Consider the following 20226-nt stretch of genomic DNA (forward strand, 5'->3'; position numbering starts at 1 on the left):
CGGAGCAATCTGCCGCAACCCCGCGGGCGCGCGGACTCATGATTGTGTTTGCCGTAAGAAACCGGCTAACACCTTGGACACAATATAAATCGGAATTGAATCATGTCCTCGACGTCTCCCCGGCTCGGCGCCGCCATCGATGCCCTGCGCGATCTCGTCGCCTTCGACACCACGTCGCGAAACTCCAACCTGCCGCTGATCGACTTCGTCGAGCACCGGCTGATGGAACTTGGCGCGGTATGCGAACGCATCCCCAATGCCGACGGCACGAAAGCCAATCTGCATGCGCGTTTCGGACCGGCCGTGGACGGGGGTGTGGTGCTGTCGGGGCATACCGATGTGGTGCCCGTCGACGGCCAGCCCTGGTCCACCGATCCCTGGTCGCTGACCGAGAAGGATGGCCGTCTTTACGGACGCGGCACTTGCGACATGAAAGGCTTTTCCGCCTGTATCCTGGCGCTGGCTCCGCAGATCGCCGCCACCGAACTGAAAAAGCCGGTCCATATTGCGCTTTCCTATGACGAGGAAGTGGGCTGTCTGGGCGCGCCCGCGATGATCGACACGATCATGGCGGGTCCGGTGAAACCGGCCATTGTGATCGTCGGCGAGCCGACCGGCATGACCGTCGTCACCGCCCACAAGGGCCTGTTCTCCCTGACCGTGAAACTGCGTGGCCGGGAAGCGCATTCCTCGCTGGTCAGGGATGGCGCCTGCGCCGTGACCCATGCCGTGCCACTGATGCAGTATCTCGTCGACGAAGCGGCCACGATGGTGGCTGCGGCCCCCGCCGACAGCCCGTTCAACCCGCCTCATGGCACGCTGACCATCGGCCAGATGCAGGGCGGAACCGCACTGAACATTCTCGCGCTGGAGGCGGAATTCGCCTCGCTGATGCGGCCCTGCCCCTGGGACGATGTCCGGGCGATCGAGGCGGGCTTGCGCGAACGGGCTGCCGTCATCGAGGCGAAGATGCGCGAAAGTGCGCCGGAGGCCTCGATCGAGATCGAGGTCCGCTCCGACGTTCCTGCCTTCGCTCCGGAAGAGGATGGTGCCGCCGAGCGCCTGGCGCGGCAATTGACGGGCGACAATTCCACCCGCGTGGTCAGCTATGGCACGGAGGCCGGCCAGTTCCAGCAGGCGGGACTGTCGGTCGTTGTGTGCGGCCCCGGTTCGATCAACCAGGCCCACCAGCCCGACGAATTCGTCGCCATCGGCCAGCTGGACCGGTGCTGCGTTTTCCTGGACCGGCTGATCGCGGCGATGGCGCGCTAGCGTACCGGCCTATCGATAGCGTTTCTGCAGGCTGGCAAGTGCGCCAGTGCCGGGACAGAGCGCATCGAAGGGCAGGGCGTTGAGCGGAGTTTCGGGCAATTTGTTGGCCGCATGCATGTCCGGCAGGTCCTCGTTGAGATACAGCAGGCCCGTACGGATCTCGCCATTGCTCTCGCCCGTCATCAACGTTTCGATCGCCTGGGCCCTGTCGCGCGGATCATAATTGTCATCCGTCTTGCGCAGGCGCAGCTCGCCGCCATCGTGCAGCGTGACGCGCATTTCGCCATCCTCGGCATATTCGCCGGTGATCTCATCGGCATGGGCGACGAAATCCGTGTGCACCAGCGGGTGATAATACTTGTAGGTATGGGCATAGCTCTTGGTAGAGCCGGCATGGTCGTTGAAGGTCACGCAGGGCGAGATCACGTCGATCAGGGCAAAGCCCTTGTGCATCAGCCCGGCCTTGATCAGCGGTACGAGTTGCGACTTGTCGCCGGAGAAGGCGCGCGCCACGAAACCCGCGCCCAGGGTGAGCGCCTGGATGCAGGGGTCGATCGGCGTCTGTTCGTTGGGCACGCCCTTTTTCGACTTCGATCCATAATCCGCCGAGGCCGAGAACTGACCCTTCGTCAGGCCGTAAACGCCGTTATTCTCGATGATGTAGAGCATGTTGAGATTGCGGCGGATGGCGTGGGCAAACTGGCCGAAGCCGATGGACAGCGAGTCGCCGTCGCCGGAAATCCCGATATAGTGGAGCTGGCCGTTGACGGCATTGGCGCCGGTGGCGACCGAGGGCATGCGGCCGTGCACGCAATTGATGCCGTGCGACTGGCCCATGAAATAGGCCGTGGTCTTGGACGAACAGCCGATGCCCGACACCTTGGCCGCACTCTCCGGCGCCAGATCCAGCTCCCAGAAGGCCTGCACCAGCGCCGCCGTGACCGAGTCGTGGCCGCAGCCCGCGCACAGGGTCGACATCACGCCTTCGTAGTTGCGTACCGACAGGCCCAGCTTGTTTCTGGGCAGGTGCTTGTCGATGAAGGGTTTCGGCATGGAGGTCATGCGGCGTCTCCCAGGGCTTCGAGACGCGCCTTGACGCCCTCGATCACGAATTTCGGATTGGCGGACATGCCGGCGTAATCGAGCACGGGGATCAGCCTGGTCTTGTCGGCCGAAGTCTCGTTGACCAGCAGTGTGCGCAATTGGGCGTCGCGATTCTGTTCGACGACGAAAACTTCGTCATGTTCGGCGATGAAGGCGTCGACCTCTTCGCTGAACGGGAAGCCGCGCACCCGCATATAGTTGAGATGGATGCCATCCTCGGCGAGCCGGTCCATCGCCTCGCGCACCGCGCCGTCGCAGCCGCCCACCGAGACAATGGCCCGCCGCGCGGGCTGATCGCAACGCATGACAACCGGTGCCGGTAGGGCTTTGGCGGCGCTTTTCCACTTGCGGGTCAGCCGGTCGAGCACTTCCTTGTACTCGGCCGAGTCCTCGGTATAGCCGCCCTTCCAGTTGTGACCGGAACCGCGGGTGAAATAGGCGCCCTTGGGATGCACGCCCGGCAGGGTGCGATAGGGGATCGCATCGCCGTCGCGGTCCTCGTAGCGGTAGAATTTCCCGATCTTCTCGAGATCGTCCTTCGACAGGACTTTGCCGCGATCCGGCGCATAACTGTCGTCCCAGCCAAATTCGGGCACCATCCAGTCATTCATGCCGATATCCAGATCGGTCATGAAGAAGACCGGCGTCTGGAAACGTTCGGCCAGATCGAAACTCTGCACGGCCATCTCGAAGCATTCCTTCGGATTGGCGGGAAAGACGAGGATATGCTTGGTGTCGCCATGACTGGCATAGGCCGCCAGGGTGAGGTCGCACTGCTGGGTGCGCGTGGGCAGCCCGGTAGACGGGCCTGCGCGCTGTACGTCGAAAATCACTACCGGCACTTCGCCATAATAGGCAAAGCCGATGAATTCACTCATCAGGGAAATGCCCGGCCCCGATGTCGGCGTGAAGGCCCGCGCCCCGTTCCAGCCGGCGCCGATGGCCATGCCGATCGAGGCCAGCTCGTCCTCACCCTGGACGATGCAGAAGCGCTTTTCGCCCGTATCCTTGTCGACCCGGTATTTCTCGCAGAACGACTTGAATGCGTCCATCAGCGAGGTCGAGGGCGTGATCGGATACCAGGCGCCGAAAGTGGCCCCGGCGTAGAGACAGCCCAGCGCCGCCGCCGTATTGCCGTCGATCATGATATGGCCGGCCGTGGCGTCCATGGCCTCGACCTTGAGCGGCAGCGGGTCGGGATAGTTTTCGCGGACATAGTGCAGGCCCAGCTCGATCGCCTTCATGTTGGCGTCGATCAGGTGCGCCTTGGTGCCGAACATCTCGGTGACCATGGCGCGGATGACTTCGACATCGATCCCGGTCAGTCCGGCCACCGCGCCGACATAGGCCATGTTCTTCATCAGCACCCGGGTGCGGGCATTGTCGAAATGCTCGTTGCACATCCGCGCCAGAGGTACGCCGATGGCGGTGATATCGGTACGGCCGTGCAGGTCGGGGCGCGGCCAGGTGCTGTCGTACAGCAGGAAACCGCCCGGCGAGACCTCGGCGAGGTCCTGCTTGTAGGTTTCCGCATTCATCGCCACGACGAGTTCCGCCGTGCCGGAGCGGGCGAAATAGCTGTCCTTGGTGATGCGGATCTCGTACCAGGTCGGCAGACCCTGGATGTTGGACGGGAACAGGTTCTTGCCCACCACGGGCACGCCCATGCGGAAGATCGCTTTCATCAGGAGGCCGTTGGCCGAGGCCGAGCCGGTGCCGTTCACATTGGCGATCTTGATAACGAAGTCGTTCACACGGACTTCGCTCGTCGCGTCGACGATATCCTTCATTCCGCCGCCACCTTTCCGGCTTCATTCTCGACATGCGGAATGAAGATGTCCGCATCCTGCATGTCCCACGCGGCGGTGGGGCAGCGTTCGGCGCACAGCCCGCAATGCAGGCAGAGATTCTCGTCCTTGACCATCACGCGGCCGGTATCCTTGAGCGGCGCGGAGACGTAAAGCGCCTGTTCGGTATTGTTCGCGGGAACCCGGAGGCTCTGGCGCAACGCGTCCTCGTCGCCGTCGGGCACGATGGCCAGGCAGTCGACGGGACAGATGTCCAGACAGGCATCGCATTCCTTGCACAGGGGAGCATCGAACACGGTCTGGACATCGCAATTGAGACAGCGCTGCACCTCGGTGGCGATGCGTTCGGCATCGAAGCCCAGCTCCACTTCCATCTTGCGATTGGACAGGCGTTCCTTGAGCTCCACCAGCGGCATGTCGCGGCGGTGTGCCCCTTCATACGCGTGGGAATACATCCACTCATTCACGCCCATCTTGGCCGATTGTAGATTCAGCCCGCGCGGCATGCGTTCCTCGATAGTCTCGCCCTGGCAGTGTTTGTGGATAGAGATTGCCGCCTGGTGGCCGTGTTCGACCGCCCAGATGATGTTCTTCGGACCGAAAGCGCTGTCGCCGCCGAAAAACACGCCGGGCAGGGTCGAGGCGTGCGTGGTCTCGTCGACCACCGGAACGCCCCATTTGTCGAACTCGATGCCGATATCGCGCTCGATCCAGGGAAAGGCGTTTTCCTGGCCGATGGCCAGGATGACGTCGTCACAGGGGATGATCTTCGTCCCGACGGTCCGTGTTTCCGTGATCCGGCCCCGGTCGTCGAGATCGTATTCCATAAGCTCGAATTCCATGCCCGTCAGCCTGCCGTTCTCGACAACGAAGCGTTTGGGGGAATGATTGACGACAATCTCGACATTCTCGTCCTCGGCATCCTCCAGCTCCCACGGGGAGGCCTTGAAGAATTGCCGCGGCTTGCGCGCCATCACCTTCACGTCCCCGGCGCCCAGGCGCAGCGAGGTGCGGCAGCAATCCATCGCCGTATTGCCCACGCCGATGATCAGCACACGCTTGCCGATCTTGTCGGTGTGTTCGAAGGCGACGCTTTCCAGCCAGTCGATGCCGATATGGATATTGTCCGCTGCCTCCTCGCGGCCCTCGATGTGCAGGTCCTTGCCCTTGGGCGCACCGGAGCCCACGAAGACCGCGTCATAGCCGTGATCCATCAGGGCGCGCAGGCTTTCCACGCGATGGTTCAGCTTCAGCTCGACGCCCATGTCGAGAATGTAGTCGATCTCCTCGTCCAGCACTTCTTCCGGCAGGCGGAAGGCGGGGATGTTCGAGATCATCAGCCCGCCGGGCCGGTGGTGCGCCTCGAAAATGGTACATTCATAGCCCAGTGGCGCGAGATCGTTCGCCACGGTCAGCGAAGCCGGACCTGCCCCGATCAGGGCGACCTTCTTGCCATTCGTGCGCTCGGGCTTTTGCGGCAGGAGATGTTTCACCTCGTCGCGGTGATCCGCGGCGACGCGTTTCAGCCGGCAGATCGCCAACGGCTCCTCCTCGACGCGGCCGCGCCGGCAGGCCGGCTCGCACGGGCGGTCGCAGACCCGGCCGAGAATGCCGGGAAACACGTTGGACCGCCGGTTGACGAGATAGGCTTCGGTGAATTTTCCCTGGGCTATCAGACGGATATACTCAGGCACCGGCGTGTGTGCCGGACACGCCCATTGGCAATCCACGACCTTGTGAAAATAGTCGGGATCGCGCGTATCGGTCGGCTTCATGCTCCTCACCCCGGGCCTTCCGGCCCGTACCTTGTTGCGCGTTCGGCCATCTGCGGGCCGCACTCTTATTGGTATTATTCTCGCATGCTGAACCGAGCGCGGGTCAAGCGAATTCCCCCTTAAGCGACCGGATGTGAACGAGAATGTTTGCGGTTGAGAGTGAGTCGCATGGCGTGGGCTATCCACGGACCCAGACGCCGCCGAGATTGCTCGTTTCGCCTTGGTCGGGGATTCGCACCGGCGCCGACCCGTCCACGCCGATTTCGTAGAGCGTATAGGTCTCGCCGTCGCTCATTCCGAAAACGATCCGCGTGCCCGACGGGTGCCAGGCGGGATAAAGGCCCTCATCTCTGCGGGTGCCGGGGGTGAGCCGGCGCGGATTGGAGCCGTTCGCATTCATGACGCACACGTTCGACCGGTCCTCGCCGCCCGTGCAGTTCCAGACGATCATGCGCCCGTTGGGCGAAAACCGGCCCGGGCCTTCGCCGCCATAGCCGCGATGACTGTCATTGTCCGGATCGTCGGTGAGCCGGGTCATTCCGCCGGTCTCCAGGTCCAGCGTCCACAGGTCCGACGATCCGCTCCGGTTCGACCGGAACAGGATGGTGCGGCCGTCCGGCGACCAGTCGGGATCGCTGTTGCGGAACGTGTCGTCGGTCAGGCGGTCCGGCGAACCGTCGGGATCGAGGATCACAAGGTCGATCGTGTCGCCGAACCGCGATGCGGTGACGATGCGCCCGTCGGCGTGAAAACCGGCGTAGGAATCATAGACCGCCACGTTCATCGGGGCCGACTGTTCCTCGGCAACGGGATCGCAGATCGTGGGCCGGTAAGCCCCGTCTTCGCCGAGCACGACGGCGTAGACGCGGTGTCCCTGGGCGCCATAGGCCCAGACGGCGTCGCAACCGCGCGTCTCCGGCGCCTCGCCCCGTCCGGGGCGCACGAACAGGACGCGATAGGTCTCGCCGTCATAGGTGTTCATGGCCAGCCAGTCATCGGCCCGCGGCCAGAATACAACGCCGGCAATCAGCAGGACGCCCAGAACACCCGTCAGGATCAATCGGCGCATGCGGCCCTCCCCGGCAGCAACGCCAGTCTAGCGCAAGCTTGTTGCGGCAAGCCACAGAAATCGGGCGGGTTTGCGGATGCGCGTCCCGGCCGGGTGGCCAGAAGGGGACCGGTTTCTAAAGTTCGTCCACCGAATGCTCGTGCATCCGGGCTTCGGCGCGAAGCCAGGCGATGAACCCTTCCGCATCCGGCGAGAGTGGCCGGTTGCGCGCTGTCACGATGTGATAGGCCGAGCGCACCGGCGAGGTGCCATCGGCGAACAGCGCGACCAGGCGGCCGGAGGCCAGGTCGTTCTGGGCCAGTGCCCGCTTGGCCAGGGCTACGCCGCGCCCGGCCACGGCGGCATCGATCACCAGGGCGGACTGGTTGAACCTCACCCCGCCGGCCACGGCCACGCCGCGGATATTGCGCGCCTTCAGCCAGGCCGACCAATCAGCCCCGTCGACTTCGCTTTCCGGCGAAGCGTCGTGCAGCAGTGTGTGTCCGGCCAGATCCCGCGGTGTGGTCAACGGTACGCCATCGCGCAGAAGGTCGGGGGAACAGACCGGCAGGACCTCCTCCGGCAGGAGGCGTTCCTCGTTCAGCGTCATGTCGCCGCCGGGGCCATAGCGGATCGCCAGATCGGCGGCGCCGGCGCCCAGATCGACACGTTCCGACGTGGCTGCGATCCAGACTTCCACGCCGGGATGGTCGTCCTGAAACCGGTGCAGGCGCGGCGCCAGCCATTTACCGGCGAAGGACGGGGCCACCGATACTGTGAGCGCCCGGCGCTGCACCGGCTGACGCATCAGCGACACCGCCCGCTCCAGCGTCTCGAAGGCCTCCGAGGTGACATTCGCGGCCGCGCGCCCCGCTCCGGTCAGGGTCAGCCCGCGCCCCTCGCGTACGAAAAGCGGCGTGCCGACATGGTCTTCCAGGGAGCGGATCTGCTGGGAAATCGCCCCCGGCGTCACTGCAAGCTCGTCGGCGGCGCGTGCGAAGCTTTCCAGCCGCGCGGCAGCCTCGAAGGCGCGCAGGGCGTTGAGCGGGGGAAGGCGGGAGGAACGGGCCATGGCGTGAGTTTAGTTTTTCTAATTTCAAAAGCCAATAATCGTCGTTTGAACTCGCTGTATCGAATAGAAATATTGCACGTGTCGCGCCACGAGGGCGCAGGATCGGATGAGTAATGATGCGTGTCTTTCCCGCCTCCATTCCCCTAGATGGACGTACGGTGATCGTTGTCGGGTCAGGCCCGATGGCCGAGCCGAAGGCGCGCCTCTTTGCGACTTCCCCAGCCCGGTTGCTGTGGTTCACCGGCAAGACAGACGGTCCTGTCCCTTCGGATATTGCCCAGTATGCGAAGATTGAACGCCGTATGCCGACACGGCGGGACCTTCGTGGCGCGGCCCTGCTTTTCATAGCCGGCTCGGACGGTGTTCCGGCGGAAGCCCTGGCGCGCATGGCGCGCCGCCTGGGCATACCGGTCAATATCGTCGACAGCCCGGCGTCTTCGGATTTCCAGACCCCGGCGATCGTCGATCGTGACGGCATTGTCGTGTCGATTGCCTCCGGCGGTGCGGCGCCGGTCCTCTCTGTCGATATCCGGGCGGCCATCGAACAGCTTCTTCCTGCGCGCATCGGCCTTCTCGCCGATCTGGCGCGCGAGCTGCGCGGCACTGTCAAAGCGGTGCTGGGACGGTTCGGCGACCGCCGCGCCTTCTGGGAACGCGCCCTGCGGGGCAAGGCCCGCGATCTCGCCCTCGCCGGCGACAAGTCCGGCGCCCGCCGCGAAATGTTGCGCGAACTCAATGGCGAGCGTGGCGAAGCGGCCGGTATCGTCCATCTCGTCGGGGCCGGCCCCGGCGACCCCGACCTTCTGACCCTCAAGGCGGCGCGCCTTCTGCGCGAGGCCGATGTCATCGTCCATGACCGCCTGGTTTCCGAGGGTGTGCTGAATCTGTCCCGCCGCGATGCGTTGCGGATCGATGTCGGCAAGACAAAGGGCCATCATCCGGTGCCCCAGGATACCATCGGCGAGATTCTCGTCCGCGAAGCCCGCAAGGGCCAGCGCGTTGTTCGCATCAAGGGCGGAGATCCCTTTGTTTTCGGCCGGGGCGGCGAGGAGATGGATGTGGTGCGCGCTGCCGGCCTTGCCGTCGAGGTCACGCCCGGCATCACCGCTGCGGTGGCCTGCGCGGCGTCTGCCGGCATTCCGTTGACCCATCGCGACCATGCCCAGTCGGTCACCTTTGCGTCCGGCGTTGTGAAACAGGGCGGGCCCGATGCCGATTATCGCGCCCTGTCCGCACCCAATTCGACCACCGTCTTCTACATGGGCGTGGGTGCCGCACCGGAGATCCAGCGCAAGATGACCGAGGCCGGCCGGTCACCGTCGACGCCTGTAGCGCTGATCGAGAACGGCACACTGGATACCGAACGCCGCGTTTTCGGCACGCTGGGCGGGCTTGCCGCCCTCGTCGAGCGCGAAGGCATTGCCGGTCCCACCATCATGATCGTGGGCGAAACCGCCGCGGCCGCCGCCTCGCAGGCGGCCCCGAAAACACTGGAGCAATTCGCATGAAAGCGATCACCGCCAACCGCCTGACCGACGGCCGTGTGATCTACCGCACCGTCGAAGGCCAGTGGTCCACCGACCTGGCCGAGGCCGAACGCCTGGACAGCGAGGAGGCCGATGCCCGCCTGGCCGAAGCGGAGGGCGAATTCGGCGTTGCGGTCGGCCCCTATCTGATCGAGGTCGAGGACGACCGCCCCGGCGGCCAGAAATGGCGCCGCGAGACCATTCGTCTGACCGGTCCGACGACCGGTTCCACCCATCGGGCTGCGTAATGTACAAGTACGACACATACGATCACAGCCTTGTCCGTGAACGGATCGACGAGTTTCGCGACCAGGTGGAGCGCCGGCTCGACGGGCGCCTGACGGAAGACCAGTTCAAGCCGCTGCGCCTGATGAATGGCGTCTATCTGCAGCTGCACGCCTACATGCTGCGTGTGGCCATTCCCTATGGCACGCTGAACGGTCCCCAGGTCCGTACGCTTGGCCATATCGCGCGGACCTATGACAAGGGCTACGGCCATTTCACGACGCGTACGAACATTCAGTACAACTGGCCGAAACTGGTCGACATTCCCGATATTCTCGAAGATCTCGCCAAGGTCGAGATGCATGCCATACAGACCTCGGGGAATTGCATCCGCAATGTCACGGCCGACCCCTTCGCCGGTGCCGCGGCCGACGAGATCGAGGACGGGCGCCCCTGGGCGGAAATCATCCGGCAATGGTCGACCTTCCACCCGGAGTTCACCTTCCTGCCGCGCAAGTTCAAGATCGCCGTCAACGGTGCCGGGGAAGACCGTGCGGGCATCCGCGTGCATGATATCGGCCTGCAGATCGTCAGGAACGCGGCGGGCGAGACCGGCTTCGAGGTCTGGGTCGGGGGCGGCCAGGGCCGCACGCCGCGCCTGGGGCGGAAGATCCGCGACTTTCTGGCGCCGGAAGACCTCCTCTCCTATCTGACCGCGATCCTGCGCGTCTACAATCAGCACGGCCGGCGCGACAATCTCTACAAGGCCCGGATCAAGATCCTGGTCGAGGCACTGGGGGCCGGAGAATTCGGCCGCCAGACCGAAGAGGAGTGGGCACATATCCGCGAGGGCGAACTGAAACTGCCCGCCGCCGAGATCGCCCGTATCCGCGCCTTCTTCGATGCCCCGCCGATTGCCGAGGCCACGGCCATTCCGGCCACGGGCCGGGCCGATTTCGCCCAATGGCTGCGCCGCAACCGGCGCGACCACAAGGTGGCTGGCCTGTCCTCCGTGGTGATCTCGCTGAAACCTGTCGGCGGTGCGCCGGGCGATATCACCGCCGACCAGCTCGATGCCGTGGCCGGCATCGCCGAGCGCTACGGGTTCGACGAAGTCCGCGCCACGCCGGACCAGAATCTGGTCCTGCCACACGTGCGCAACGCCGATCTGGAAGCGGTGTTCGACGCCCTGGCCGCGGCCGGCCTGGCCACCGCGAATGCAGGCCTGGCAACCGATATCGTTGCGTGTCCGGGGCTGGACTATTGCAGCCTGGCCAACGCCCGTTCGATCCCGATCGCCCAGGCGATCTCGAGCCTGATCGAGGCGGAGGGCCTGGCTGGCGATGTCGGCGATGTGACCATCAAGATAGATGGTTGCATCAATGCCTGCGGCCATCACCACGTCGCCCATATCGGTGTCCTGGGCGTCGACAAGCGCGGCGAGGAATTCTACCAGATCACGCTGGGCGGAGCCTTCGGCACGGATGCGGCCATCGGCAATATCGTCGGCAAGGGTCTGGCGGGCGACGACGTGCCCGCGGCCATTGTGCGGCTGCTCAGAACCTACCTGGAAATCAGGGACGAGAACGAGCGTTTCATCGACACGCTGCGGCGTGTGGGGGACGAGGCGTTCAAGGAGTCGATCTATGTTGCAGCTTGAACGAAAACCCCTGGCCCGCGAGACCGCGCAGAACCAGATCGAGGCCGGCGGCGGACATGTCGTCGAAATCCCCGGCGAGTCCGACTGGCGCGACGCAGCCGAACAGGTTCGCGATGCCGTTCAGGTCGATATCCGCTTTTCCAGTTTCAAGGACGGGCGCGGTTTCACGCTGGCAACGCAATTGCGCGAACGCGCCGGCTTCACCGGCCGGCTGCGCGCCGTCGGCGATCTGATCCCGGACCAGGCCCGGTATCTGCATCGGGTGGGTTTCGACGACGTCGCCCCGGAACGGACCGACCTGGCGGCGGACTGGGCCAAGGCCCGTGCCCGGTTCTCGCATGCCTACCAGCCCGCCCAGGACAAGGTGACGCCGATCTTCCGGCATCGGCAGGCCCGGCCGGGCGACGATCTCGCCGCGCTCAATGCACGGTATCGCGGCGCCGATGCGGCCGACATCCTGCGCGATGCGATCCGCAATGAATGGGCCGGCCGGATTGCCGTCCTGTCCTCCTTCGGTGCGGAAGCCGCTGTTGGGCTGCACATGATCGCCCGCATCGCACCGGATACGCCGGTCATCTTCCTGGATACCGGCCGCCTATTTGCCCAGACCGAACAATATCAAAGGGCCCTGACCGAAACGCTCGGCCTGACCAATATCCGCATGCTGCGCCCGGATGCCGGCGAGGCCGCCGCCGAGGATGGCGATGACCGGCTCTGGCAGCGTGACCCCGATGCCTGCTGCGCCCTGCGCAAGGTGCGTCCGCTGGACAAGGTGATCGGCGAGTACGACGCACTGATCACCGGCCGCAAGCGCTTTCATGGCGGCGAACGGCTCGCCCTGCCGGTGGTGGAACGGATCAATGGACGCATCCGGGTCAATCCGCTGGCCAGCTGGGATGCGGAAAAAGTGAACGCCTATTTCCAGCGCTTCGATTTGCCGCGCCATCCCTTGAGCGATATGGGATATGCATCGATCGGCTGCTGGCCGTGCACGGCGCCGGTACAGGATGACGGCGATGTGCGCTCCGGCCGCTGGGCAGGACGCAACAAGACCGAATGCGGCATTCACACTCCGTCCCGCATCGCTGCCGAATAGGACGGGGCGGATTGCCGCCGAACAGACTGAAAGGACACACGTTCGTGTCTCACGTGCTCGACCTGATCGGCAATACGCCGCTGATCCGGCTGGACGGCCCGTCTGCGGCCACCGGCTGCGAGATCCTTGGCAAGGCCGAATTCCTCAATCCCGGCGGTTCCGTAAAGGACCGGGCCGCGCTGAACATCGTGCGCGAAGCGGAAAGATCCGGCGCGTTGAAACCCGGCGGGACCATCGTCGAGGGAACCGCCGGCAATACCGGTATCGGCCTCGCCCTTGTGGGTGGCGCGCTGGGCTATGATGTCATCATCGTGATGCCGCGCACCCAGTCGGAAGAAAAGAAGCAGGTGGTCCGCTCTCACGGCGCCCGGCTGATCGAGGTCGATGCGGCGCCGTTTTCGAGCCCCAACCACTTTGTCCACTATTCCCGCCGCCTGGCGGAGGCCCTGAACGAGAGCGAACCCGCCGGCGCTGTCTGGGCCAACCAGTTCGACAATCTCGCCAACAGGCGCGCCCACGAACTGACCACCGGGCCGGAAATCTGGGAACAGACCGGCGGCCGGGTCGACGCCTTCATCTGCGCGGTCGGTTCCGGTGGTACGCTGGCGGGCGTTGCCGCGGCCTTGCGGGCGAAAAACCCCGACGTCGTGATCGGCGTTGCCGATCCGGCCGGCGCGGCGCTGCACAGCTACTACACGACCGGCGAGCTGAAGGGCGAGGGGTCCTCGATCACCGAAGGCATCGGGGTCAATCGCATCACCGGCAATCTGGAAGGTCTTGCCATTGACCACGCCTACCGCATCGAGGATGCGGAAATGCTGCCGATCCTGTTCGATCTTGTGAAGACTGAGGGTCTGTCGCTGGGCGGATCGGCCGGGATCAACATCGCGGGCGCGATGCGGCTGGCGCGCGAGACAGGGCCGGGCAAGACGATCGTAACCATGCTGTGCGATGCCGGATCCCGGTATGCCGGCAAACTGTTCAATCCGGACTTCCTGTCCAGCCGGGGCTTGCCTGTTCCGCCCTGGGCCGATAGCGAAGCGCCGCGCGTGACGGCTTGATGCCGCAGTCTACGGGATAAAGACGCATGAACGACATGACGCTGACATCGACGGCCCGCGTGACCAACGCGATCTCTGCCAAGCCGGGGCCCTATACGATCGAGACCGTGCTGGAGGTCAAGCACTATACCGACCGCCTGTTCTATTTCCGGATCACGCGGCCGGATGCGTTCCGCTTCCGCTCGGGTGAATTCGTCATGATCGGCCTTCCCAAGGAAGACGGCAAACCGCTTCTGCGTGCCTATTCCGTGGCCAGCCCGTTCTGGGACGAGGCGCTGGACTTCTACTCGATCAAGGTCGCCGACGGACCGCTCACCTCGCGTCTCCAGCACATCCAGCCGGGCGACCAGGTGCTACTGGGCAAAAAGCCGACCGGCACGCTGGTGCTCGATGCGCTAAAACCCGGCAAGCGGCTCTACATGATCTCCACCGGCACAGGCATCGCGCCGTTTGCCAGCCTGATCCGCGATCCGGAAACCTATGAGAAGTTCGACCAGGTCATCCTCACCCATACCTGCCGCGAGGCGGCGGAACTGGTCTATGGCAATGAGCTGGTCGAGGCCGTGAAGTCCGACGAGCTGATCGGCGAGATGGCACAGGAAAAGCTGGTCCATTTCGCTTCGGTCACGCGCGAGGACGGACCCGTGAAGGGCCGCGTCACCGAGCTGATCGAAAACGGTGAGCTTTTCGAGCGTCTCGGCGTGCCGCCGCTGGACCCGGCCGTGGACCGCGTGATGATCTGCGGGTCGGAAGGCCTGTTGAAGGACACGAAGCAGATCTGTCTCGATCGCGGTTTCGAGGAAGGCTCCAACGCCGCGCCGTCGGATTTCGTCGTCGAGAAGGCTTTCGTCGCGACCTGATCGCCGCGAGCCGGACCGCGCCTATTCCGCGGCCGATGTCTCCACGGTCTTGGCCGCGGCTTTCTCGCGCGTCTTGCCCCAGTAGGAGACGCAGGGGATTTTCGACTTGTCGCAGCGATCCGCGTATTTGCGCGCGATCTCGGTGACCTCTTCCATCAGGCCCCCGGCCAGGGTGGTGGGTTTCAGGCCCATCTGCAGGAAGGTGTCGTTTTCCACGTGCAGGTCGTTCTCGTCAGCCTCGTTGCGCGGATTGGGGACAAGCTGCATTTCCGCCCCGGCGAGATCGGCGATCATCTTGGCCAGATCGCGCACGCGGTGCGTCTCGGTCATCTGGTTGAGAATGCGCACCTTGTCGCCCGATTGCGGCGGGTTCTCGATGGCCAGCTGGATACAGCGCACCGTGTCCTGGATGTGGATGAAGGCGCGGGTCTGCCCACCCGTGCCGTGCACGGTCATGGGGTAGCCCACGGCGGCCTGCATCAGGAAACGGTTCAGCACCGTACCGTAATCGCCGTCGTAGTCGAACCGGTTGATCAGGCGCTCGTCGCGCTTGGTCTCTTCGGTCTGGGTGCCCCAGACAATGCCCTGGTGAAGATCGGTGATCTTCACCTTGTCGTTCTTGTTGTAGAAGTGGAAGAAGAGCTGATCCTGGGTTTTGGTCATGTGATAGATCGAGCCCGGATTGGCCGGATAGAGAATTTCCTGGTCCTTCAGCCCGTCCTCGGTCTCCACCTTCACCTTGAGATAGCCCTCGGGGATCTTCATCCCGGCCGTGCCGTAGCCATAGACGCCCATCGTGCCCAGATGGACCAGGTGAATGTCGCGTCCGCTCTCCACGATGGCGGCCAGCACGTCGTTGGTGGCATTGAGATTGTTGTCGACCGTATAGCGCTTGTGGCGGGCCGACTTCATCGAATAGGGCGCGGCGCGTTGTTCGGCGAAATGGACGATGGAGTCGGGTTTTTCCGCTTCGATCAGGTCGACGAGTTCCTGATAGTCCTTGCCGACATTCATGTTCACGAAGCGAATGTCGCGGCCGGACACTTCCTTCCAGGCGGCCAAGCGCTCCGACATCGGACGGATCGGCGTCAGACTGTCGACTTCCAGCTCCACGTCGATCTTGCGCCGGGACAGGTTGTCGACGATGACGACATCGTGGCCGAGATTGGAGAGGTGGAGGGCCGTCGGCCATCCGCAAAATCCGTCGCCGCCGAGTACGATAACTTTCATGTGTACGCCTGCCCTTGACGTGTTGATCAATCGCCGACGGTTCTCGCAGGGGGGGCGAAGCATTTCAAGTCCCCGCCTGCGCCGCGTGCTGCGCAAGGGGAAACCGGGCATGGCCGCACCGCGATTTCGCATTTGCAAACAGGGGCCGTTCGGCCGGTAACGCTACCACGAACAAAAATTCTTACACATGGCTAGAATTGAAGAATTATTTGGCGCTTCTGGATCGCGTGTCGAACGAATGGCTCGCCTGCAACGAAAAATGAAAAATTTCCATCTTCGGCCGATTTGCCGCACCCGATCGGTGGACGGGGCCGCCAAAGGCCGCTAAATCCGCGCCAACTTCGGCCGGATACCGACGGGTCCGGCCCTCGTGCACATGGAGATGGAAAGCATGGCTCTTCGCGTTGCGATCACCGGTTTCGGCCGTATCGGCCGCCTGGCACTGCGCGCCGTTCTGGAAAACAAGCGCTGGGACGAGATCGAAATCGTCGCGATCAATGACAGCTCGACGCCGGAGACCAATGCCCACCTTCTGACCTATGACAGCGTGCACGGCCGCTATCCCGGCGAGATCAAGGTCGGCGATGACTGGATCGATGCCGGTTTCGGCAAGATCCAGAAGGTCTCCAGCCGCGATCCCGGCCAGCTGCCCTGGAAGGATCTGGGTATCGATATCGTCCTGGAATGCACCGGCAAGTTCAATTCCAGGGAAGCGTCGATGGCGCACATCGAAAGCTCCGGTGCGAAGAAAGTGTTGTGTTCGGCTCCGGCCAAGAATGCCGACAAGACCATCGTCTACGGCGTCAATCACGACGCGCTCTCGGCCGACGACCTGGTGGTCTCCAACGCGTCCTGCACCACGAACGGTCTCGCCCCGGTGGCCAAGGTGCTCAATGACGCGGTAGGGATCGAGCGCGGCCACGTGACCACGATCCATGCCTATACCGGCGACCAGCCCACACTCGACCGGAACCACAAGGATCTGCACCGGGCCCGTGCGGCGGCGATGTCGATGATCCCGACCTCGACCGGCGCGGCCAAGGCGGTGGGCCTGGTGCTGCCGGAACTGGCGGGCAAGCTGGACGGTGCCGCGGTCCGCGTGCCGACCCCCAACGTGTCGCTGATCGATCTGGTCTTCACCCCGTCGCGCGCCACGAGCGAGGCCGAACTGGCCGAGGCGGTCAAGGCGGCGGCCGACGGTCCGATGAAGGGTGTGCTGGGTTATGACAGCATCCCGCTTGTCTCCGTCGACTACAATCACGACAGCCGCTCCTCGGTCGTGGCCGTCGACAAGATCAAGGTGGTCGACGAGCGTCTGGCCCGGGTGATGACCTGGTACGACAATGAATGGGGTTTCGCCTGCCGCATGATCGATACGGCGGTGGCGATGGGGAAATTCATCTAGAGCGCGTATAGCGTGACGAGGGCAGGGACATGAGAGAGATCCGCCGGATCCAGGATGTGGACGTTGCTGGCAAGCGGGTCCTGGTACGCGTCGATTTCAACGTACCGATGAAAGACGGGAAGGTGAGCGACGCGACGCGTCTGGTCTCGGCCATACCGACCATCGAACTGCTCACCGGCAAGGGAGCGCGGGTGATCCTGATCGCCCATTTCGGCCGCCCCAAGGGCCAGCACGTGCCGGAGATGTCGCTGGAGCCGGTGGCCCAGCCGCTCGCCGACCTGCTGGGCGTGCCCGTGGATTTCTGCATGGAAACGGTGGGTGAGGAGGCTATGGCGGCGGCGGCCGATATGGCCGATGGCGATGTGCTGCTGCTGGAAAATACGCGCTTCCATCCCGGCGAAGAGGCCAACGACCCGGCCTTGGCCCGCCAGCTCGCCGATCTTGCCGACCTATATGTCAATGATGCCTTCTCTGCGGCGCACCGCGCGCACACGTCTACCGAGGGAGTGGCCCAGCTGCTGCCGTCCTATGCGGGTCTCGCCATGCAGCGCGAGATCGACCATCTCGTCGCCGCGCTCGAAGCGCCGCAGCGTCCGGTCATTGCCCTGGTCGGCGGGGCAAAGGTTTCCACCAAGCTCGACCTTCTGAACAATCTGGTGAAGAAGGTCGACATTCTCTTCGTCGGCGGAGGCATGGCCAATACGCTGCTGAACGCCCAGGGCGTCAAGGTCGGAAAGAGTCTGTGCGAGAAGGACCTGGTTGACACCGCCCGCGCCATCATCGCCACCGCCGAGGAGACGGGCTGCAAGCTGATGCTGCCGAGCGACGTGGTGGTGGCGAAGGAGTTCCGGCCCAATCCTGAAACGCGCCTCACCGCCGTGACCGACGTGGCCGAAGACGAGATGATCCTCGATTGCGGCCCCGCCACGGTCGTCGCCCTGGCTATGGCGATGGAAGACGCCAAGACGCTGATCTGGAACGGTCCCCTGGGCGCGTTCGAGACGCCGCCCTTCGAGACCGCGACCGTTGCTGCGGCCCAGCAGGCCGCGCGCGCCGTCAAGGAGCGCGGGCTGGTCGCGGTGGCCGGCGGCGGCGATACGGTGGCCGCGCTCAACCAGGCAGGTGTTTCGAACGACTTCTCCTTCATCTCGACGGCCGGCGGCGCCTTTCTGGAATGGATGGAGGGCAAGGCGTTGCCGGGTGTCGGCGTGCTGAAACAGGCGCGGGGCGTGGCGGCTTGAGGACAGGGCCGATTGCCTTGCCGTCACAGTGTTGGTAACGATAACATTGAGCGGGCCGGGAGTTGGACTTTCCGGTTGGCTGCAGCCCTGTGGGCAATAGCGCCGCGCCGTATTAGAACGGGGCGGCAGACACATGGACGCGGACCCTGGGGTCCGGACAAGACGCTTATCAGCTGGGGTAGACGTGATGGATCTCGATCAACTCAATGAAACCGCCTGCGCCATGGTGGCGCCCGGCAAGGGCATTCTCGCCGCCGACGAGTCGACCGGCACGATCGGCAAGCGCTTTGCCTCGATCGGTCTGGACAACACGCCGGACAACCGCCGCGACTGGCGCGAAATGCTGTTCCGCACCGAAACGGCGATGTCGGAGCATGTCTCCGGCGTTATCCTCTACGACGAAACCATCCGCCAGAGTGCCAGGGACGATACCTCGCTGGTCAAGCTGATCCAGAATGCCGGAGCGATCCCGGGCATCAAGGTCGATACCGGGGCAAAAAACCTCGCCGGCGCCGAGGGCGAGAAAATCACCGAGGGGCTGGACGGCCTGCGAGACCGCCTTGCCGACTATTACGAGCTGGGCGCCCGCTTTGCCAAATGGCGCGCCGTGATCAATATCGGCGCCAAGGATGATGAAAGCATTCCGTCCCAATACTGCATCAATACCAACATGCACGCCCTGGCCCGCTATGCCGCGCTGTGCCAGGAAGCCAGCATCGTCCCGATCGTCGAGCCGGAAGTCATCATGGATGGCGATCACTCGATCGAGCGCTGCTACGAGGTGACCGAGTTCGCCCTGAAGACGCTCTATCGCGAACTCTTCGACCAGGGCGTGGTGCTGGAAGGCACCATCCTCAAGCCGAACATGGTGATCTCGGGCACCGAAGCCGCCGACCGGGCGGGTGTCGAGGAAGTCGCCGACATGACGGTGCAATGCCTGGCCAATTGCGTGCCGGCGGCCGTGCCGGGCATTGCCTTCCTCTCCGGGGGCCAGAGCGACGAGGAAGCCACGGCGCACCTCAATGCCATGAATGCCAGCTACGACCTGCCCTGGCCGCTGACCTTCTCCTATGGCCGCGCCCTGCAGGCCGCTCCGCTGCAGGCCTGGGGCGGCAAGGCGGAAAATGTCGTTGCCGGCCAGGCCGCCTTCAACCACCGCGCCCGCATGAACGGGCTCGCCGCCATGGGCGAGTGGGATGCGGCGATGGAGAAGGAAACGGCGTAGCGGTTTCCAGTACTCGGCAAGGCAAAAAAAGCGGGGCCCGGCGGGGCCCCGCTTCTGCTGACCGTCAGGTCCTGGCTAGAATTCGGTGAAGTAGAGACGGGCATTGGCTGTGCCGCCGCCATAGGTGCCGACCCAGATGTCGTACTGGCCGGAGCCGTTGAGGACGAGTTCCGGATCAAACCCGTTGGCATCGTCGGAGCAGTACCAGTTGCCGTCTGGAGCGTTGACGACAAGGGTCGTGTCTGAACCGGATGTGGCGCCGATCGTGATCTGACCTCCGGACCAGTGCAGTCGGTAGTCCGGCGCATTGGCGATCATGCCTGCGCAGCCGACATTGCTTGCGTCGACGGAGCCGCCAGCGACAATGTCAACATTGTACGGGTCCGGTGCGAAGCCGGCACTCAGCGATGCCGAGCCGAAATTCGGGCTCTGGCTCCAGTCCTGCGCGATCGACACACCGGTAGCGGCGATCGACGTGATCGCGGCGATCAATACGGTTTTCATCTGAAAAAATCCCCCGGGATGAACGTCGCCCAGTTGACGACAACTCACGATAGGTGAATTGGGCCGCGAATAGAAGCGAACTGGGACCGGCCTGCAATTCACTGGGACCGGCCT

17 protein-coding genes are annotated in these 20226 nt (G+C 64.1%); 10 read left to right on the forward strand and 7 right to left on the reverse strand.

All coding sequences use genetic code 11. The features are described 5' to 3' along the window. Positions 1 to 102: 102 nt before the first annotated feature. Positions 103 to 1272, forward strand: coding sequence for an acetylornithine deacetylase (argE, locus tag Q1U94_RS12180; protein ID WP_300545046.1), 1170 nt, complete (start codon positions 103 to 105; stop codon positions 1270 to 1272). A 9-nt stretch (positions 1273 to 1281) separates the two neighbouring features. Here argE and Q1U94_RS12185 read toward each other — a convergent pair whose 3' ends face one another. The 5 genes from Q1U94_RS12185 to gcvA form a co-directional block, all read right to left on the reverse strand. Continuing rightward, positions 1282 to 2334 (reverse strand): 2-oxoacid:ferredoxin oxidoreductase subunit beta, encoded by a 1053-nt coding sequence (locus Q1U94_RS12185; RefSeq protein ID WP_300545048.1) that lies wholly within the window; start codon positions 2332 to 2334, stop codon positions 1282 to 1284. Beyond that, positions 2331 to 4166: a 2-oxoacid:acceptor oxidoreductase subunit alpha gene (locus tag Q1U94_RS12190; protein WP_300545050.1), complete on the reverse strand. Its 1836-nt coding sequence runs from the start codon at positions 4164 to 4166 to the stop codon at positions 2331 to 2333. The genes Q1U94_RS12185 and Q1U94_RS12190 overlap by 4 nt, the downstream gene beginning before the upstream one ends. Further along, positions 4163 to 5959 (reverse strand): FAD-dependent oxidoreductase, encoded by a 1797-nt coding sequence (locus Q1U94_RS12195; protein ID WP_300545053.1) that lies wholly within the window; start codon positions 5957 to 5959, stop codon positions 4163 to 4165. The genes Q1U94_RS12190 and Q1U94_RS12195 overlap by 4 nt, the downstream gene beginning before the upstream one ends. A 178-nt stretch (positions 5960 to 6137) precedes the next feature. Next, a complete protein-coding gene (locus Q1U94_RS12200; protein ID WP_300545055.1) occupies positions 6138 to 7028 on the reverse strand; it encodes a hypothetical protein in 891 nt (296 codons plus the stop codon). 115 nt (positions 7029 to 7143) lie between these two features. Next, positions 7144 to 8079 (reverse strand): transcriptional regulator GcvA, encoded by a 936-nt coding sequence (gcvA, locus tag Q1U94_RS12205; RefSeq protein WP_300545057.1) that lies wholly within the window; start codon positions 8077 to 8079, stop codon positions 7144 to 7146. A 116-nt stretch (positions 8080 to 8195) separates the two neighbouring features. Between gcvA and cysG the strand changes: the two genes are divergently transcribed. The 6 genes from cysG to Q1U94_RS12235 are packed head-to-tail and all read left to right on the forward strand — an operon-like array spanning position 8196 to position 14507. After that, positions 8196 to 9587: a siroheme synthase CysG gene (gene cysG / locus Q1U94_RS12210; protein WP_300545115.1), complete on the forward strand. Its 1392-nt coding sequence runs from the start codon at positions 8196 to 8198 to the stop codon at positions 9585 to 9587. Beyond that, complete coding sequence (locus Q1U94_RS12215) at positions 9584 to 9853, forward strand: DUF2849 domain-containing protein (protein ID WP_300545060.1); 270 nt, start codon at positions 9584 to 9586, stop codon at positions 9851 to 9853. The genes cysG and Q1U94_RS12215 overlap by 4 nt, the downstream gene beginning before the upstream one ends. After that, positions 9853 to 11490 (forward strand): nitrite/sulfite reductase, encoded by a 1638-nt coding sequence (locus Q1U94_RS12220; RefSeq protein ID WP_300545062.1) that lies wholly within the window; start codon positions 9853 to 9855, stop codon positions 11488 to 11490. Before Q1U94_RS12215 ends, Q1U94_RS12220 begins: the two co-directional genes overlap by 1 nt. Next, entirely contained in the window at positions 11477 to 12586 is a 1110-nt protein-coding gene (locus tag Q1U94_RS12225) for a phosphoadenylyl-sulfate reductase (RefSeq protein WP_300545064.1), read from the forward strand. Before Q1U94_RS12220 ends, Q1U94_RS12225 begins: the two co-directional genes overlap by 14 nt. Positions 12587 to 12630: 44 nt before the next feature. Beyond that, positions 12631 to 13647: a cysteine synthase A gene (locus tag Q1U94_RS12230; RefSeq protein ID WP_300545067.1), complete on the forward strand. Its 1017-nt coding sequence runs from the start codon at positions 12631 to 12633 to the stop codon at positions 13645 to 13647. A 35-nt stretch (positions 13648 to 13682) separates the two neighbouring features. Then, positions 13683 to 14507, forward strand: a complete 825-nt coding sequence (locus Q1U94_RS12235; RefSeq protein WP_366917292.1) for a ferredoxin--NADP reductase — start codon at positions 13683 to 13685, stop codon at positions 14505 to 14507. A 21-nt stretch (positions 14508 to 14528) separates the two neighbouring features. On the opposite strand, the gene Q1U94_RS12240 is transcribed toward Q1U94_RS12235, so the two are convergent. Next, complete coding sequence (locus Q1U94_RS12240; protein ID WP_300545071.1) at positions 14529 to 15737, reverse strand: NAD-dependent epimerase/dehydratase family protein; 1209 nt, start codon at positions 15735 to 15737, stop codon at positions 14529 to 14531. A gap of 391 nt (positions 15738 to 16128) precedes the next feature. On the opposite strand from Q1U94_RS12240, the gene gap reads away from it, so the two are divergent. The 3 genes from gap to Q1U94_RS12255 all read left to right on the forward strand — a co-directional run bounded on the left by gap (position 16129) and on the right by Q1U94_RS12255 (position 19608). Next, a complete protein-coding gene (gap, locus tag Q1U94_RS12245) occupies positions 16129 to 17142 on the forward strand; it encodes a type I glyceraldehyde-3-phosphate dehydrogenase (protein ID WP_300545073.1) in 1014 nt (337 codons plus the stop codon). 29 nt (positions 17143 to 17171) lie between these two features. Further along, positions 17172 to 18383 carry a phosphoglycerate kinase gene (locus tag Q1U94_RS12250; RefSeq protein WP_300545075.1) on the forward strand — a complete coding sequence of 404 codons (1212 nt, stop codon included), beginning with the start codon at positions 17172 to 17174 and terminating at the stop codon, positions 18381 to 18383. 187 nt (positions 18384 to 18570) lie between these two features. Then, positions 18571 to 19608, forward strand: a complete 1038-nt coding sequence (locus Q1U94_RS12255) for a class I fructose-bisphosphate aldolase (RefSeq protein WP_300545077.1) — start codon at positions 18571 to 18573, stop codon at positions 19606 to 19608. Positions 19609 to 19683: 75 nt separating this feature from the next. On the opposite strand, the gene Q1U94_RS12260 is transcribed toward Q1U94_RS12255, so the two are convergent. After that, complete coding sequence (locus Q1U94_RS12260; RefSeq protein ID WP_300545079.1) at positions 19684 to 20112, reverse strand: peptidase S1; 429 nt, start codon at positions 20110 to 20112, stop codon at positions 19684 to 19686. Between the last annotated feature and the right edge of the window lie 114 nt (positions 20113 to 20226).

This window comes from Maricaulis sp. (assembly GCF_030149515.1).
GTDB lineage: Bacteria > Pseudomonadota > Alphaproteobacteria > Caulobacterales > Maricaulaceae > Maricaulis.

Coding starts and splice junctions, on each gene's coding strand:
- Q1U94_RS12220 (WP_300545062.1), top strand. CDS start 9,853: ATGTACAAGTACGACACATACGATCACAGCCTTGTCCGTGAACGGATC.
- Q1U94_RS12195 (WP_300545053.1), bottom strand. CDS start 5,959: ATGAAGCCGACCGATACGCGCGATCCCGACTATTTTCACAAGGTCGTG.
- gap (WP_300545073.1), top strand. CDS start 16,129: ATGGCTCTTCGCGTTGCGATCACCGGTTTCGGCCGTATCGGCCGCCTG.
- Q1U94_RS12225 (WP_300545064.1), top strand. CDS start 11,477: ATGTTGCAGCTTGAACGAAAACCCCTGGCCCGCGAGACCGCGCAGAAC.
- Q1U94_RS12240 (WP_300545071.1), bottom strand. CDS start 15,737: ATGAAAGTTATCGTACTCGGCGGCGACGGATTTTGCGGATGGCCGACG.
- Q1U94_RS12250 (WP_300545075.1), top strand. CDS start 17,172: ATGAGAGAGATCCGCCGGATCCAGGATGTGGACGTTGCTGGCAAGCGG.
- Q1U94_RS12260 (WP_300545079.1), bottom strand. CDS start 20,112: ATGAAAACCGTATTGATCGCCGCGATCACGTCGATCGCCGCTACCGGT.
- gcvA (WP_300545057.1), bottom strand. CDS start 8,079: ATGGCCCGTTCCTCCCGCCTTCCCCCGCTCAACGCCCTGCGCGCCTTC.
- Q1U94_RS12185 (WP_300545048.1), bottom strand. CDS start 2,334: ATGACCTCCATGCCGAAACCCTTCATCGACAAGCACCTGCCCAGAAAC.
- Q1U94_RS12255 (WP_300545077.1), top strand. CDS start 18,571: ATGGATCTCGATCAACTCAATGAAACCGCCTGCGCCATGGTGGCGCCC.
- Q1U94_RS12215 (WP_300545060.1), top strand. CDS start 9,584: ATGAAAGCGATCACCGCCAACCGCCTGACCGACGGCCGTGTGATCTAC.
- Q1U94_RS12235 (WP_366917292.1), top strand. CDS start 13,683: ATGACGCTGACATCGACGGCCCGCGTGACCAACGCGATCTCTGCCAAG.
- Q1U94_RS12200 (WP_300545055.1), bottom strand. CDS start 7,028: ATGCGCCGATTGATCCTGACGGGTGTTCTGGGCGTCCTGCTGATTGCC.
- argE (WP_300545046.1), top strand. CDS start 103: ATGTCCTCGACGTCTCCCCGGCTCGGCGCCGCCATCGATGCCCTGCGC.
- Q1U94_RS12190 (WP_300545050.1), bottom strand. CDS start 4,166: ATGAAGGATATCGTCGACGCGACGAGCGAAGTCCGTGTGAACGACTTC.
- cysG (WP_300545115.1), top strand. CDS start 8,196: ATGCGTGTCTTTCCCGCCTCCATTCCCCTAGATGGACGTACGGTGATC.